Here is a 15,072-nt window from a genome sequence, read left to right as displayed (position 1 = left end):
AAACCGGAGCAAGCTCCGGTTTTTTATCTAAAGAAAGTCAGTGACGAGGCTTACTGAACCTCGATCACGCCCTCTTCGATTTTGGCCTTCCAGATCTGCGGGCCGGTCTGGTGCACCGACTCGCCGTTGACATCCACGGCCACGGTGACCGGCATGTCTTCAATGGTGAACTCGTAAATGGCTTCCATACCCAGATCTTCAAAACCCACCACTTTCGAGGCTTTAATGGCCTTGGACACCAGATACGCAGAACCACCCACAGCCATCAAGTAGACCGCTTTGTTGTCTTTGATGGCCTCAATCGCCATCACACCGCGCTCGGCTTTACCCACCATGCCAATCAGGCCGGTTTTCTCCAGCATGGTGCGGGTGAATTTATCCATACGCGTGGCCGTGGTAGGACCAGCGGGGCCCACCACTTCGCCCTCGATGGGGTCAACCGGACCCACGTAGTAAATCATACGGTTGGTGAAATCCACCGGCAGCTCTTCGCCTTTGGCGATCATGTCGACCATGCGTTTATGGGCAGCATCACGGCCGGTCAGCAACTTACCGGACAGCAAAATGGTTTCGCCCGGTTGCCATTCAGCCACGTCGGCTTTGGTAATGTCATCCAGATTCACACGGCGGGCATTGCCCACTTCCCAGGTAATTTCCGGCCAGTCGTCGAGGCTCGGAGGTGTTTGCAACGCAGGGCCGGTACCGTCCAGGGTAAATTTGCACAACCGGGTAGCCGCACAGTTAGGAATGATCGCAATCGGCTTATTGGCCGCGTGCGTCGGGCAGTCCTTCACTTTGACATCAAGCACGGTCGTCAAGCCACCCAACCCCTGTGCACCAATGCCCAGATTGTTCACTTTTTCCATCAATTCGAGACGCAGCTCTTCGGAGCGGTTGGTCGCACCGCGAGCCTGCAAGTCCTGGATGTCGATCGGGTCCAGCAGCGCTTCTTTCGCCATCGCCATGGCCTTATCGGCGGTGCCGCCAATGCCAATACCCAGAATGCCCGGTGGGCACCAGCCAGCACCCATGGTCGGCAACACATTCAACACCCAATCCACTACCGAGTCGGAAGGGTTCAACATGGCAAATTTGGTCTTCGCCTCGGAGCCGCCGCCTTTGGCCACTACGTGCACATCCACTTTATCGCCAGGCACCATTTTGTAGGTGATCATGGCCGGGGTATTATCACCGGTGTTTTTTCGAGCGCCATCCGGATCGGCCAGCACCGAGGCACGCAGTTTATTGTCTGGGTGATCGTAGGCGCGTCTCACGCCTTCGTTGATCATCTCTTCGATGCTGCAATCGGTCTCCCACTGGACATCCATACCGATCTTCATGATGACGCTGACAATGCCGGTATCCTGACAAATCGGACGATGGCCTTCGGCACACATGCGTGAGTTAATGAGAATCTGAGCCATGGCATCTTTGGCCGCAGGGCTGGCTTCACGCTCATAGGCGGCATTCATGGCCTGGATAAAATCTTTCGGGTGGTAGTAGGAAATGAACTGAAGCGCATCGGTGATGCTGTCAATCAGATCGTCTTTACGAATTACCGTAGTCATCGGCTACATCTCTCACTCAGGTTGTCAGAATCGAAGGACTAAGTCGTCCCGTATCACGGTTAAGGCGCCGATTCTACACCAGCGAAGCGGGTTTGTCCGTCCGTCTTGCCCCCAGAGGCAACTGAGGACTCGATCTCTGAGGGGACTGCCCCCGATCAAACGCCGCCCAATGACGACCAACGGCGCATCCCGAAGACACTGCCAGCAAGAGAGCCATCAAGCCTTTCCACACCCGTGGCGGCAATTAGTCAGGCTTCCGCCTTGCATATGCTCAAGGTAGCTCTAAACTTAATTTGTGAATTTGTTTTTATAACCTGGACTTTCAAGTGAACGGCTAACCGAACACCCAGACCCCAAAGATGACTGGGCGTGTTTCGCCAAAACAAATGCACAACCGAAATAACAGAAACGAGGCTTTCTCTACGGAATGATACCCTCGGCCTATGACCGACAAGCTTGTTTTACCCACCCGGGCGCAGCGCCTGGCCCGGCCCCGACTCCCTCAAAAAAACACCGCCGCGACTCTTTTCCCAGCGTTTTAACCCAGCCATCAGGCATCGAATTAACGGCAATCCATCGCACCAACCCCGACCGTTCAACCCGTCCGGCACAACCCCACCAAACTTCCCTCAACCTCTTTTCAAACTGCCCCGCTTACTTGCTCTCGAACCGCCACACACTGCGCTCTGCCCACAGAAAACTACCGGAGATAACACCATGGCTACTCTGATTGAGCCCTGCCCGTTTTGCGACAGCGGCCACCTGCACATCAGTCACCATCTCTTATCCCACTCGGTCGCCTGTCAGACCTGTAAATCTACCGGTCCGCACCGGCGGCGCCTGCAAGATGCCCTGCTGGAATGGAATCACACCTCCAAATTGCTGCGCAGCGCGCGAACATTGGAAAACAGCCACGTCCACGGGCGCCTGCACGAACTGGAGGATGCCGTGAGGAATCTGGCCAGCGCCCTGCGACATGGACCCGCGAATGGCCCCAACAGTGCGGCACGAAAAAAAAGCGAAGCTCTGGAAATGGAACACTGACCCAGGCACACGTTTTATATGCCCAGCGCTGACGCTTTGATGGAGGGGGTAAATAGAGATGGAGCGGATAAAATGGATAGCCTGCGGCTGACGTAAATTGACCACGCAGCAGGCTAAATCCCGGAAATAGACACTACCGCGCTCGCCCCGTCCGGACCGCCGAGATCGGGGACCATTGCTTTTCGTCAGCCCCGGCAGTGCAGAACTGAGGGTGTGTGCTGAGTGACGGTGTTTGCTGAGTGGCTATGTCTATGTCTATGGCTATGCTGACTTAAATAAAGAAACGCCGTAATAAACAAGGATACGCATTGGAAAACAACGACTAAATTCTGGAAACCACCTACTGAGTTCCAGTGGTGTTGAGTCGCCGTTTCAAGTCCAGAATGTCCCGATTAATACTGACCCGATAAGCATCAATGGCCTCAATCGCCGCTTCGTTCTTTTGCACCCGGCCAACCAGATTATTTTGCAGTTTCGTCAATTGCGCATCGACTCGACCGGCCTGATCCACCAGCTCGCGAACTCGCTGTTGCTGCACATCGGACAAGTCTGACATCATTCCCAGCTGCTCCGCTTGCAGAGCAATACTGTCATTAAGCGCTTTCACACTGGCCTGTTGCGCCTGCGCCAATTTCTTGGCCTCTGCTGCCGCTGCCGCCGCACTCTTCACCGCCTTTGAGTTAGACGCTATCTGCGTTTTATTGGCCGCAATTCCTTCACGATTGACATTGCGGGTATCCCACAATTTACGAATTTCTGAAGTAGAGGTTTTCAGCTGTTCCCGGGCCTCACGCAAGCTCAGCTGCAAAGCAGTCACTGACTGAGAGGATTCATCATCTGATAATGCCAGCCGGTTTTCCAATTCGGCAATGCGCTTATCAGACGCATTGATATGATGTTGCGCAGTCACCAGCTGCCAGTAAGAAAAGCCCGCCAAGCCTAATCCGGTTAACGCCAGAATCAACGCCAAAGGCACCAGCGGTGAAGCCTTAGCCTGCACGCTGGAGACCGGCGCGGGGCGCCTGCGCGGCTGGGGCGCAGCCGGTTTTGCCCCGGAAGTCGAATTCTGGGTGTGGGGTTTGGTTGAAGAGGCTGAGTTGACAGGCTCATCACGGTTAGGACCCAGTCCGGATAACGTGGGTTCCTTGCGTTCTACGCTCATTCTATTCCTCAAGGTAATGTAACCAACAACAATTTTGACAACGTCGATTTAATCAACATTGATGAAACCAATCAACAGCCTACACGCCGGGATCCGGGCTGTCACACCCCAAGTAACTAATAAGTAACTACCAAGTAACTAATAAGTCACTCTCAAGTCACTCTCAAGTCACTCTCAAGTCATTACGAACGCCTGCAGCTTAAAGAGATGGTTATATCAAAGGCACGCCTATATTGACATCCTAAAAGCCCAAAATGATGATTTCAGACCCAAAAAAACCGGGCAAAGCCCGGTTTTCCTGCTCTCAACGAGCCTTCAGATGCTCCGTCGGGGCCCTAATCTAAAGAGCCCGGTTCGATAGACAATAACCACTATCGATCAGAGGTAGACCATTAAAGCCCCCATGATGAGGGTCAGTGCCACACTGCAGTGAATCACCCCCTTGACCGAGGCCATAGGACCCTGCTTGCCAATGACAGCATTGACCTCAAGTGCGGCAATAATGGCCAGCACAACCAACAGCCCCGTGGATCCTGCCGCGGCCAGACCATAGCCGCCGCCGGTCACAAAGTGCGGTCCGGCCAACATACAGAACAACATAGGACCGGAAAAGAGTGTGTTGGTGCGTGACGCCAACAGTGCTTTACCTGCGGCTGTCGGGCCGTCGCCACCCTCCACCAGACCCAGTGCTATCTTTTGATTCGGCCAGATGATGAGCCAGACATTGAGGAACATTAACGTTCCCATAACCGCCCCCGCCACAATGTAGGCGTTAAACGCTCCGTATTTCATCTTCACACCCACCAGCAGCAGCAGTCCGGTGATCAGTGTGAACATAGCGGCCCAGCGGAACCACCACAGCGCTTCTGGCGCTAATTTTGCCTTGGCATCCTTCAAAGCCTCCGGGGTGGCCTGCTTAAAATAGCCCCCCTGGATAAAATTGAAGTAATAGAGCAAACCGATCCACGCCACCCCAAATAACACGTGTGCCCAACGAAAAATAAAGTTCATCAATTCCATAAGTTCATCCTTAAAACAGCCAGTGTTTGTAGTTTCTTATTATCAATGTACGCCCCCGCCAATGGACAGTGTGCGACTTTAAGGTAGGGCGCGAACCCAGCACGTAAAGCGCGACGCTGGCCAACAGCGCGTAACGCCAGCAACAAAAAAGGGCCCGAAGGCCCTTTTTTGCGATTTCACCAAGTATCTCTTAAGCAAGTAACAACTTAAGCAGCGAAATTGGCATTCACAAAATCCCAGTTCACCAATGACCAGAAGGCATTCATGTAGTTAGGACGGGCATTACGGTAATCAATGTAATACGCATGCTCCCAAAGGTCTACCGTCAAAATTGGAGTCACGCTCTCATCCGTCAGCGGGGTGCCGGCATTACTCGTGTTAACAATGGCTACGCTGCCGTCCGCTTTTTTCACCAGCCAGGTCCAGGAAGAACCAAAGTTGTTGATAGCAGACGCTGTAAACTCTTCTTTAAAAGCTTCAAATGAACCAAACGCGGCGTTGATCGCTTCCGCAACCGCACCAGTGGCTTCGCCACCGCCATTAGGGCTCAGGCAGTTCCAGTAAAAAGTGTGGTTCCAGATTTGAGCAGAGTTGTTGAACACACCGCCCGTGGAAGTCTTAACGATCTCTTCCAGAGTCTTGCCTTCAAACTCAGTGCCCGGAATCAAGCCATTCAACTTATCAACATAGGTTTTGTGGTGTTTACCGTAATGGTATTCCAGGGTTTCCGCAGAAATGTGAGGGGCCAATGCATCTTGTGCGTATGGCAATGCTGGTAATTCAATAGACATAATTCTCTTCCTTTATCTCGGTTAACACACGGTATGTAAAGCTTTCGCAACAGCTCGCTTGGTTGGCAACCGACTCATACGGTTACGCCCCAATGATGACAAGGCTCTGTTACGACTCAATGAGCAGCAGCTCGTCCTACCATTGACAAAACTTATCAGCGTCATTGAAATTTATTTTTTGGGGAAGAGCGTAGCGACGTCCCAATCAGGTCTGCAGCCAAGCGCGTCTGAAAACATAGAGCGGCTCAATAACCCTTCATAATTGAGGGTTTAATCGTTTTTTACCCCAAATAAAAATCGCCTTCATTTTAAAGCCTTGACGGCCAAATAAGAAGGCAAAAAGGTCAATTAATCCGTAGTTTCACCGACTACTGTCGCTTAATCATCCAATTACACCGACTTAAATCGCGGGCCTGTTGCCGGGGCCCAATAAAAGCGGTTACCGAGGCAGAGTGATGGTCACAGCCAGCCCGGGATCCAAAAGCTGCAAACTGATGTCACCGCCGTGACTGACCACAATCTGGCGCGCAATGGACAGCCCCAACCCCATACCTCCGGTGTTGCGATTGCGGGACTCTTCCACACGCACAAAGGGTTCAAACACCGACTTCAGCTTGTTCACCGGAATTCCCGGGCCAGTGTCTTTGACAATAATCGCCACACTGTCCGCGCCTTCACACAAACTGACTTCGGCATGCCCACCGTACTGCACGGCATTTTCAATCACATTGCGCAACGCCCGTTTGAGACTCACAGGGCGAACATCCACAATTACACCCTGCCCCTCCTGACACTCAACCCGCATTCCCAGATCCTGCAAATCTTCACACAGACTCTCCAGCAAGGCGTTCAAATCAACAGCCTGAGTCGGCTCTACATCACCGGACTGACGGACGAAATCCAGCGAGGCCTCTGACATTTGTTGCATTTCTTCCAGACTGGCCAACAAACGGTCACGCTCCTCCCCGGCTGCCATGAGCTCCAGCCTGAGCCGCATGCTGGTCATCGGGGTGCGCAAATCATGGGACAATGCCGCCAGCATACGGGTGCGGTCGGACACAAAGCGCTGCAAACGATCATTCATACGATTAAAAGCCGCGACGGTTTCCTGCACATCCGCAGGCCCCTCTTCTTGCAGCGGGGGAACCTCTTTACCGCGCCCCAAATCATTGGCCGCAGCGGCCAGTGACGACAGCGGTCGGGTAATTTTGCGCATCTGCCAAAACACCACCAACAGCACCAATACGCTGGCCACCCCCACGAAGGTCAACGTATGACGCGCCGCCAAAGGAGAAAAATCCGGTGCCGCCATATGCCCCGTAAACCAACGGTCATCCTTCAGTTTTACCGCCAGCAACAGCTGTTTGACCGGCAATCTGGGCCGCCGGGCGTGGTGAGCGTGCCCATCGGGAGAATCCTTCCAGGAGCCGTCCCCCCAGGCACTTTCGCTGCGGGACTTTCTCGGCGGCACCTGGTCATCCAGCTCCAGAGCCACGTTAACCCGCCCCTGATATTCCTCCCCCAACCAGCGATACAACAACTGCTCAATGCGCTGCTCCGGTACGCTGGCTGCGCTCGTGCCCCCGTTTTGAAACTCCCCTGACAACACAGGAGAAAAGGTGTAATACAGGCCGGGGCGACGCCAGGCCCGTAAAATATTCTGGTGCAGATGCGAAGGGGTTTGCTCCAGCAAAATCACCGCCGAAGCAAACTGTCGCACAGCATGACGCTCACTGTTATCCATCATCGCTGAACGATAAGCCGACGACAGAATCCAAAGACTGATCCCTTGCGCCAGCGCCAGGGCCAACAGCACCAGAACCACCATTTGAGTCAATAGTTTCCGGGGCCAAAAGCGGCGAACGTTAAACCAGGGAAAAGCCTTCATCACCACCTCAACGAGTCACCACGGCTGAGAACATATAGCCCCCGCCCCAAACCGTTTTGATCAGGGTCGGGTTTTGCGGGTCTTCTTCCACCTTTTTACGCAGCCGGCTCACTTGATTGTCAATACTGCGATCGAAAGGCTCCGCCTCCCGACCCTTGGTAAAACTCAACAGTTGATCACGACTCAATACCCGCTGAGGGTGCTGAAGAAACACTTCCAGCAATTTAAACTCGGCGGTACTCAACGGCACCAGAACCCCATCCTTGCGAATCAACTGCCTTTGGCTTCCATCCAGAGACCACTGCTGAAAGCGCCATTGCCCGGCATCAGCCACAAGTCGCTCTTCACTCACGTCCTGAGAAACCTTGCGCCTCAACACCGCTTTAATGCGAGCCAGAAGCACACGCGGCACAAAGGGCTTGGTGACATAATCATCGGCGCCCATTTCCAGCCCAACCACACAATCCGCATCTTCACTCATGGCCGTGAGCATAATCACCGGTGGACCGCTCACCTCACGCACATGGCGACACAGACTCAGACCGTCCTCACCCGGCATCATCAGGTCCAGCACAATCAGGTCAATGGAACCCCTACTCAGCAAATGGCGCATCTGCTCGCCATTTTCAGCAGAACTTACCTGATAGTCATGCTGCGACAAATACGTGCTCAACAACTCACGAATGTCCTGATTGTCATCGACCATCAATATATGCGCTTGTGACATGAAGCTCCTTCCTGTGAATGTCCGCGGTATAATGAATACCCTTATTAAAGCCTGCCTGCACCTGATAACCCAGCCCAGCACTTCCCTACAAACTGTTATGCGTAAGTGTTCTGGTTAAGCCCTGGGCAGATACTAACATTATACAAACCTGAAGCCCCCGCACCTGTAACAAAGTGTATCCCGCCCTTGGAGACCTCCGGGACTTGTTACACTTTGGTACAAATTATCACGCGTTCGGGATAGTTATCCGACACTCTCATGATTGAATAGACTCACGTTAAACGAAAGGCAAAGGAGCCTGTTATGAAATCTTTACTGACCAACAAAAAAGCCCTGATTATGGCCTCAGTCTTAACAGCCAGCCTCAGCACCGGTTACGCGTTAGCTGGCGGTCACAAAGACGGAGATTGCGAACGCGGCTACAAGTCCGGCATGATGAAACACCATGGTGATTTTGGTGGCCGCATGGGCCATCAAGACATGATGGCAAGAGAGTTCACGGCCGATCAAGTCCGTACCCTGACCGAAGCCCGCCTGATCATGGAAGGCAACCCCAACATCAAAGTCGGCAAGGTTACCAGCACCAAAACCGGTTACACCGTCACCATCGTGACTCAGGACAACTCACTGGTAGAAGAAAAAGAAGTGGCGAAAAACGGCATGCCACTGAAAATGTACGAAAAGATGCAAGAACGCATGAAGCAGCGCGAAGAGATGAAAAAGGACCAGTAAGTTTTATCCGTACCCCAACCAAAAACAGCCCGCTAAAAGCGGGCTGTTTTTGTATTACTACTGCTCTTACAACTAAGTTCTGCGCCGACAACTACGCATGACTTACCTGTAGGTATTACGCAGCACAATGTGCGTTCAGCGGCGAGGATTTTTCCCCGAGGTCGAGGCGGGTAAAGAAGCCGGAGCAGAATGTACACACAGTACATGAGCACCGGAAGTCTTTACCCAACGAAGAGATCGGGGGAAAAGACCGCCGCTGAATGCGCATTTACATCATGCCTGGCATTCCGCCCATACCACCCATGCCGCCCATATCAGGCATACCGGAGCCGCCTTCAGATGGAGCATCGGCAACCATGGCTTCAGTGGTGATCATCAGGCCAGCAATAGAACCTGCCGCCTGCAGAGCAGTACGAGTCACTTTAGCAGGGTCCAGAATGCCCATTTCCAGCATATCGCCGTAGACACCGGAACCGGCGTTGTAACCAAAGTTACCTTCACCTTGCTTGATCTTGTCAGCCACAACAGAGGCTTCATCACCGGCGTTGGTTACGATCTGACGCAAAGGCGCTTCCATCGCACGACGGGCAATGGCGATACCTGCGTCCTGATCTTCGTTATCACCTTTCAGGTCAACAATCGCCTGAACCGCACGGATCAGAACAGTACCACCACCAGGCACAACGCCTTCTTCAACCGCTGCGCGGGTCGCATGCAGAGCATCTTCTACGCGCGCTTTTTTCTCTTTCATTTCGACTTCGGTGACAGCGCCAACCTTAATCACAGCAACACCGCCAGCCAGTTTGGCCACACGCTCTTGCAGTTTTTCGCGGTCGTAATCTGATGAAGACTCTTCGATCTGAGCACGGATTTGAGCAACGCGAGCCTGAATATCAGCCGCTTCACCAGCGCCGTCAATGATAACGGTGGTTTCTTTGCTCATGGTAATGCGCTTGGCAGTACCCAGGTGCTCCAGAGTCGTCGTTTCCAGATCCAGGCCAATTTCTTCAGAAATCACGGTCGCGCCAGTCAGGATAGCAATGTCTTGCAACATAGCTTTACGACGGTCGCCAAAACCCGGTGCTTTACAGGCAGCAACTTTCACGATGCCGCGCATGTTGTTCACAACCAGAGTTGCCAGAGCTTCGCCTTCGATGTCTTCAGCGATGATCACCAGTGGCTTACCGGCTTTAGCAACGGCTTCCAGAACAGGCAGCAGCTCACGAATGTTGGATACTTTTTTATCGACCAACAGGATGAACGGTGCATCTTGCTCAACGCTCATGTTTTCCTGGTTAGTGATGAAGTATGGAGACAGGTAGCCGCGATCGAACTGCATACCTTCAACCACGTCCAGCTCGTTTTGCAGAGCCTGACCTTCTTCAACGGTAATCACGCCTTCTTTGCCCACTTTTTCCATGGCTTCAGCAATGATGTCGCCGATGGAAGAGTCAGAGTTAGCAGAAATAGTACCCACCTGTGCAATGGCTTTGGTGTCGGAACACGGCTGAGCCACAGACTGGATGTACGCAACCGCCGCCGCAGTAGCTTTATCAATACCGCGCTTCAGGTCCATGGGGTTCATGCCCGCAGCAACACTTTTCAGGCCTTCATTTACAATAGCCTGGGCCAGAACGGTCGCCGTGGTAGTACCGTCACCAGCATCGTCAGACGCTTTAGAGGCTACTTCTTTAACCATCTGGGCGCCCATGTTTTCGAACTTGTCTTTCAGTTCAATTTCTTTCGCAACAGAGACACCGTCTTTGGTCACGGTCGGTGAACCAAAGGACTTCTCCAGGACAACGTTACGCCCCTTGGGGCCCAGAGTCGTTTTTACCGCATCAGCCAGGATATTTACACCAGCCAGCATGCCTTGGCGAGCTTCATCACCAAATTTTACAATTTTAGCAGCCATTATTCGTTAGCTCCGTTTCTGTCTTTCTTGTTTAATTCATTAAAGCGAGGGTAGGAAACCATCCTTGCGGATTAAGCTTCGATCACCGCTTTGATGTCGCTTTCGCTCAGGATAACCAGATCTTCACCATTAACTTCAATGGTATCGCTGCCGGCGTACTTGCCGAATACAACAGTGTCACCCACTTTCACGTCAACAGGACGAACTTCGCCGTTATCCAAAACGCGGCCATTACCCACGGCAATTACCTCGCCCTGATTTGGCTTTTCCTGTGCGGAACCTGGCAGCACGATGCCACCAGCTGAAGTAGCTTCTTCTTCCTTGCGGCGAACCACAACACGGTCGTGTAGAGGACGAATATTCATGTGTTTCTTCTCCAAAACGTCTATTTCTGGACCAATTTGAGCCTTGCGACTCATACTTTCAATAAAACCCCAGTTTCACATACCAGCTGTCAAACCGGAGCACCTACCCCCAAGCCAAGTGCCGGAGGCGATAAAAACCAAGTGTTAGGGGAGATGGGGCTCGAAACTGGGATTTCAACACCCAGACACAAAAAAACTCATTTTTTGTAAAGATTTCAGCCCTGGCACACGCCGCGACCAACTTAAGGCTATCGGTCACCTTTTTCCGATGAGTCCTGATCAGGTGTACCTGGCTCGAGCGTACTTTGCTGAGGAGAGTCCTGGCGCTCATATTCCCCCTCAATAAAATCGTCGCCATGGCGGCCCCGACGAAACGGGCGATCCCGGTAAGGGGCCTGGCCACCGCCAAAACTCCCACCAGCCGACCCGGCACCAAAGCTGGCCCCGCCGGCACTGGCGCGCATAACAACATGCTTCATCAGCCGGCCAATCACCAAACTGCGCAACCCCGGGATCAGGCAGCTGAAGCCAATCAAGTCCGTCACAAAGCCCGGAGTGAGCAGTAAAGCACCGCCCACGGCCAAAAACAGTCCTTCGACCATTTCTTTAGCCGGCATTTCACCGGCTTGCATCCGCTGATTCGCTCGCGCCAATGTTGAAACACCTTGCTTGCGCAGCAAGGCCAGGCCAATCATGGCCGTCAACAGAACCAGGGCAATGGTGGTCAGAGCACCGATTTTCGAGCCCACCTGGATCAGCACCCACATCTCAACGACGGGCACGATCACAAACAGTAACAATAGGGGCATGGCATCCTCATCAGGCAGCGGTATTCAAAGGCTATGAATATTCAAAGACGGTGGATATTCAAAGACTTTGGGTATTTAAGAGTCACAGCAATAAAGACTATTTGGAGGCAGGAGGGCGTGATTACAAGGGATTAACCGAACTTTACCAGCAGCAACGAGCAACCAGGGCAGATCAGCCCTGGACGTTTTACCTACAAAATACCTTAGCCATGGAATAGGGAGCCCCGCTTAAGAGCTCCGTCCCGGCGGATTACCATTGATAACCAATGCCCACCGTCAGCTTCGAATCCTCATTTCTGGCGTCTGGGGAAGAAGGCTGATTGTCGTAATCGTATTCCAACTTAAATTCCGAAAACAGGCCAACACCCAAGGGGATGTGCAAACCAAAATCGGCGCTGAGCTCCCAGTTTTCCGAATCCTGCAACGAGTAGAGGACGACATTGGTATTAAATATCTCTGCAGAGAAAGGCAGCTTGTAACGAAACTTCGTAGAAAACCGATAATAGGCGACTTCGGTTTTTGAGTTCCAGCTGGGGTCAACTTTCTCTTCGGCGGTTGGATCCAGCAGCTCCTTCTTATAGAGCAAACCATTGCCGATCGCCAACGCTGAATTGGGGTCTTCCCACAGCTGCACACCAATACCGGTACCGAACGTATACCGCTCATCAACATTTATCGACTCTTCGGCCCCATAGCCAATCTGGTTGTACCAGAACCATCGCTCCGAAAGGAATCGGTCCAGTCGATATTCCAGATCATAATCCTCATCAGCCGGCAAATTATCCGTCGATTCGCTGTCGTAATTCAGGGTACCGACATGACGCCAGTCACCTTCGCGGTAAGCCGTTTCTCCGTCGATTGCCACATCGTCTTCGACGGTGTTACCGCGCTGATAGGTGGCCGCCAGCTTCATTTTACCGGACACCTGAGCCCCGTCAGCATGGAACTGGACAAATGGAACGATGGAATCCAGGGCCATGAGCTGCATGCTGTGCGGCTCATTATTATCACCACAGACGTAGTTCAGGTAGTAACCTTCCATACCACTGATGATACAGGCCTCTTTAACACCCTGAACCTTCATTTTATGATCGGTGGTTAAATTTGCCACCTTGCTTTTATCAATGGCCAGGTCGCCAAAGCTGTCGGACTTCCACATTACCGATGAAGCATTCACGCTGGTTAAAGCTCCGTGAATTCGGTCACCATTGGTCAGAACCAACTCAGCGGCAGATAACCCGCCGCTTAACACACTCGCTGTCACAGCCATCAAAGCAGCCGATGATGGCTTTGTAAAAAATCGTCGCATATCACCCAGTCTTCATACTTGGAAAAAAGTTCGGCAAAAAATTGCGCCACAGTGTAGTCAATTGACACCACTTTGAACATCCAAAGTGGTGTATTTTTATCCCGTCGAGGCTTTGGCGTTAGGACCGCTGAGGCTCTAGCTTTAGGCCCGCTGAGGCTCTGGGATTAGGCCCGCTGAGGCTCTGGGATTAGGCCCGCTGAGGCTCTTCCGCCAAATTCCGGCGCCACAGATAGATGGCCAGTAAAATCGCCGGCACCCCCATTAACGCCGCGTAACTGAAGAAAAACGTATAACTGTTGGCGTCGACAATCACTCCGGAAAACCCGCTGACAAATTTACCTGGCAGGGTCATCACCGAACTGAACAGCGCGTATTGCGTGGCCGTGTAGGCGCGATTGGTTAAACCGGACAAGTAGGCGACAAACACCGCATTCGAAAAGCCGCCACTGAGATTGTCGGCACTGATCACCAGTGCCAGCCAGGTGATGTCCGGCCCAATCAGGGACAATTGCGCAAACAGCATGTTGGTCAGGGCCACCATCACCGCTCCCGCAATCAGCGGCCGGAACACGCCATAGCGCACCACCAGCAGCCCTCCCAGAAAAGAGCCAATAATGGTCATAAAAAAACCAAACACTTTACCGATGGAAGCGATATCCGTCTTGCTAAACCCCAAATCCAGATAAAACGGGTTCGCCATAATCCCCATCACAATGTCACTGAGACGAAAAAGGCCGATAAACAACAGGATCACCAGCGCAAAACGTCCGTTGCGCTTAAAGAAATCCACAAAGGGCGCCACCACCGCATCCACAAACCATCGCAGTCCACGCAAATGAGGGTCGTCAAGGTGCAGCTGGTGATGCAGTGCTTCCTCCAGCTCATCGGCATCTTCATGTGTATGACCATTGGGCTCCGCAATCAACATCACGGTCACAACCCCCACCAGCATCAAAGCCGCCATTACTGCGTAGGCCATAGACCACGAAAAAAAGTCAGCAATATAAAGAGAGCCCGCCCCCGCCACCAGCATCGCCACCCGATAGCCGAGTATGTACATGGAAGACATCGCCCCCTGATACTCGCGCACCACCGCTTCAATCCGGTAGGCGTCAATGGCAACATCCTGGGTCGCCGAGGAAAAGGCGACGGTCAAGCCCAGCCAGGCGACCAGAGTCAGGTGTGATTGCGGGTCGGTCATCGCCATCCCCAACACCCCGGCAATGACGCCCAGTTGCCCCAACAGCATCCAGCTGCGCCGCTGCCCCAATTGTTCACTCAACCAGGGAATCTTGAGGCGATCCACCACTGGCGACCAGAACACTTTCACCGAGTAGGTAATGCCAATCCAGCCAAAAAAACCAATGGCACTGCGACTGACATCCATGTCCCGCAGCCAGGCAGACATGGTTGAAAAAACCAGCAGCAAAGGAAGTCCCGCCGCAAATCCGAGAAACAACATCGTGATCACACGAGGTTTCAAATAGACGCGAAATGAGTCGGACCAGGAAGGACTAGTGGGGGGCATAAACTAAGGACTTAATGCTAGGTAAGTTCAACAACCTTTTGTATGAATTTGTGCCTCAGACACACTGACGTCCAGGACACACCAAACTCTTTGAAAGACTCAATCGCGGGCAGCGGATAATCTTTCGCCTGCTGCCTGAATCGCACCACCGCAGTACAACCCCACAGCAGATCGATCACAAAACAAACAGCCAGCCAGGAAATCAGACAAGATT

13 protein-coding genes are annotated in these 15,072 nt (G+C 52.7%); 2 read left to right on the top strand and 11 right to left on the bottom strand.

Annotated features, from left to right (window positions below; genetic code table 11):
* Positions 1-50: 50 nt before the first annotated feature.
* On the bottom strand, positions 51-1,568 hold the full coding sequence (locus G8770_RS06220) for a fumarate hydratase (RefSeq protein ID WP_167183339.1): 1,518 nt from the start codon (positions 1,566-1,568) through the stop codon (positions 51-53).
* Between the two features lie 717 nt (positions 1,569-2,285).
* Here G8770_RS06220 and G8770_RS06215 point away from each other — a divergent pair.
* Positions 2,286-2,612 carry a Lar family restriction alleviation protein gene (locus G8770_RS06215; RefSeq protein ID WP_167183336.1) on the top strand — a complete coding sequence of 109 codons (327 nt, stop codon included), beginning with the start codon at positions 2,286-2,288 and terminating at the stop codon, positions 2,610-2,612.
* A gap of 340 nt (positions 2,613-2,952) precedes the next feature.
* Here the strand turns inward: G8770_RS06215 and G8770_RS06210 are convergent, their stop codons facing one another.
* The 5 genes from G8770_RS06210 to G8770_RS06190 all read right to left on the bottom strand — a co-directional run bounded on the left by G8770_RS06210 (position 2,953) and on the right by G8770_RS06190 (position 8,200).
* On the bottom strand, positions 2,953-3,774 hold the full coding sequence (locus G8770_RS06210; protein ID WP_167183333.1) for a hypothetical protein: 822 nt from the start codon (positions 3,772-3,774) through the stop codon (positions 2,953-2,955).
* A 378-nt stretch (positions 3,775-4,152) separates the two neighbouring features.
* Complete coding sequence (locus tag G8770_RS06205; RefSeq protein WP_167183330.1) at positions 4,153-4,794, bottom strand: urate hydroxylase PuuD; 642 nt, start codon at positions 4,792-4,794, stop codon at positions 4,153-4,155.
* A gap of 206 nt (positions 4,795-5,000) precedes the next feature.
* A complete protein-coding gene (gene sodB, locus G8770_RS06200; protein WP_167183327.1) occupies positions 5,001-5,585 on the bottom strand; it encodes a superoxide dismutase [Fe] in 585 nt (194 codons plus the stop codon).
* A 439-nt stretch (positions 5,586-6,024) separates the two neighbouring features.
* Positions 6,025-7,473: a sensor histidine kinase gene (locus G8770_RS06195; RefSeq protein WP_167183324.1), complete on the bottom strand. Its 1,449-nt coding sequence runs from the start codon at positions 7,471-7,473 to the stop codon at positions 6,025-6,027.
* A 7-nt stretch (positions 7,474-7,480) separates the two neighbouring features.
* Positions 7,481-8,200, bottom strand: coding sequence for a response regulator (locus G8770_RS06190; protein ID WP_167183321.1), 720 nt, complete (start codon positions 8,198-8,200; stop codon positions 7,481-7,483).
* Positions 8,201-8,503: 303 nt separating this feature from the next.
* Here G8770_RS06190 and G8770_RS06185 point away from each other — a divergent pair, with 303 nt between their 5' ends.
* Positions 8,504-8,932 (top strand): hypothetical protein, encoded by a 429-nt coding sequence (locus G8770_RS06185; protein WP_167183318.1) that lies wholly within the window; start codon positions 8,504-8,506, stop codon positions 8,930-8,932.
* Positions 8,933-9,200: 268 nt separating this feature from the next.
* Here the strand turns inward: G8770_RS06185 and groL are convergent, their stop codons facing one another.
* From groL to G8770_RS06160, 5 genes are all read right to left on the bottom strand, one after another.
* Complete coding sequence (gene groL / locus G8770_RS06180) at positions 9,201-10,847, bottom strand: chaperonin GroEL (protein WP_167183315.1); 1,647 nt, start codon at positions 10,845-10,847, stop codon at positions 9,201-9,203.
* A 71-nt stretch (positions 10,848-10,918) separates the two neighbouring features.
* Positions 10,919-11,212 (bottom strand): co-chaperone GroES, encoded by a 294-nt coding sequence (locus G8770_RS06175; protein WP_167183312.1) that lies wholly within the window; start codon positions 11,210-11,212, stop codon positions 10,919-10,921.
* Positions 11,213-11,460: 248 nt separating this feature from the next.
* Positions 11,461-12,021 (bottom strand): FxsA family protein, encoded by a 561-nt coding sequence (locus G8770_RS06170; RefSeq protein WP_167183309.1) that lies wholly within the window; start codon positions 12,019-12,021, stop codon positions 11,461-11,463.
* A 250-nt stretch (positions 12,022-12,271) separates the two neighbouring features.
* The gene (locus G8770_RS06165) at positions 12,272-13,291 is read right to left on the bottom strand and encodes a DUF481 domain-containing protein (RefSeq protein ID WP_167183306.1); all 1,020 of its coding nucleotides are present in this window, start codon (positions 13,289-13,291) and stop codon (positions 12,272-12,274) included.
* Between the two features lie 226 nt (positions 13,292-13,517).
* Positions 13,518-14,858, bottom strand: coding sequence for an AmpG family muropeptide MFS transporter (locus G8770_RS06160; protein WP_208022075.1), 1,341 nt, complete (start codon positions 14,856-14,858; stop codon positions 13,518-13,520).
* Positions 14,859-15,072: the final 214 nt, after the last annotated feature.

It is taken from the genome of Pseudomaricurvus hydrocarbonicus (genome assembly GCF_011602365.1).
In the GTDB taxonomy this organism is placed as follows: Bacteria; Pseudomonadota; Gammaproteobacteria; order Pseudomonadales; family Cellvibrionaceae; genus Pseudomaricurvus; species Pseudomaricurvus hydrocarbonicus.
Note: the sequence above shows the minus strand (reverse complement) of the source record. Positions and strands in the feature narration are given on the sequence as shown.

Excerpts from the sequence above, each read along its gene's own strand:
- G8770_RS06210 (WP_167183333.1), bottom strand. The coding sequence starts at position 3,774 with ATGAGCGTAGAACGCAAGGAACCCACGTTATCCGGACTGGGTCCTAAC.
- G8770_RS06170 (WP_167183309.1), bottom strand. The coding sequence starts at position 12,021 with ATGCCCCTATTGTTACTGTTTGTGATCGTGCCCGTCGTTGAGATGTGG.
- G8770_RS06195 (WP_167183324.1), bottom strand. The coding sequence starts at position 7,473 with ATGAAGGCTTTTCCCTGGTTTAACGTTCGCCGCTTTTGGCCCCGGAAA.
- sodB (WP_167183327.1), bottom strand. The coding sequence starts at position 5,585 with ATGTCTATTGAATTACCAGCATTGCCATACGCACAAGATGCATTGGCC.
- groL (WP_167183315.1), bottom strand. The coding sequence starts at position 10,847 with ATGGCTGCTAAAATTGTAAAATTTGGTGATGAAGCTCGCCAAGGCATG.
- G8770_RS06205 (WP_167183330.1), bottom strand. The coding sequence starts at position 4,794 with ATGGAATTGATGAACTTTATTTTTCGTTGGGCACACGTGTTATTTGGG.
- G8770_RS06220 (WP_167183339.1), bottom strand. The coding sequence starts at position 1,568 with ATGACTACGGTAATTCGTAAAGACGATCTGATTGACAGCATCACCGAT.
- G8770_RS06215 (WP_167183336.1), top strand. The coding sequence starts at position 2,286 with ATGGCTACTCTGATTGAGCCCTGCCCGTTTTGCGACAGCGGCCACCTG.
- G8770_RS06175 (WP_167183312.1), bottom strand. The coding sequence starts at position 11,212 with ATGAATATTCGTCCTCTACACGACCGTGTTGTGGTTCGCCGCAAGGAA.
- G8770_RS06190 (WP_167183321.1), bottom strand. The coding sequence starts at position 8,200 with ATGTCACAAGCGCATATATTGATGGTCGATGACAATCAGGACATTCGT.
- G8770_RS06185 (WP_167183318.1), top strand. The coding sequence starts at position 8,504 with ATGAAATCTTTACTGACCAACAAAAAAGCCCTGATTATGGCCTCAGTC.
- G8770_RS06160 (WP_208022075.1), bottom strand. The coding sequence starts at position 14,858 with ATGCCCCCCACTAGTCCTTCCTGGTCCGACTCATTTCGCGTCTATTTG.
- G8770_RS06165 (WP_167183306.1), bottom strand. The coding sequence starts at position 13,291 with ATGGCTGTGACAGCGAGTGTGTTAAGCGGCGGGTTATCTGCCGCTGAG.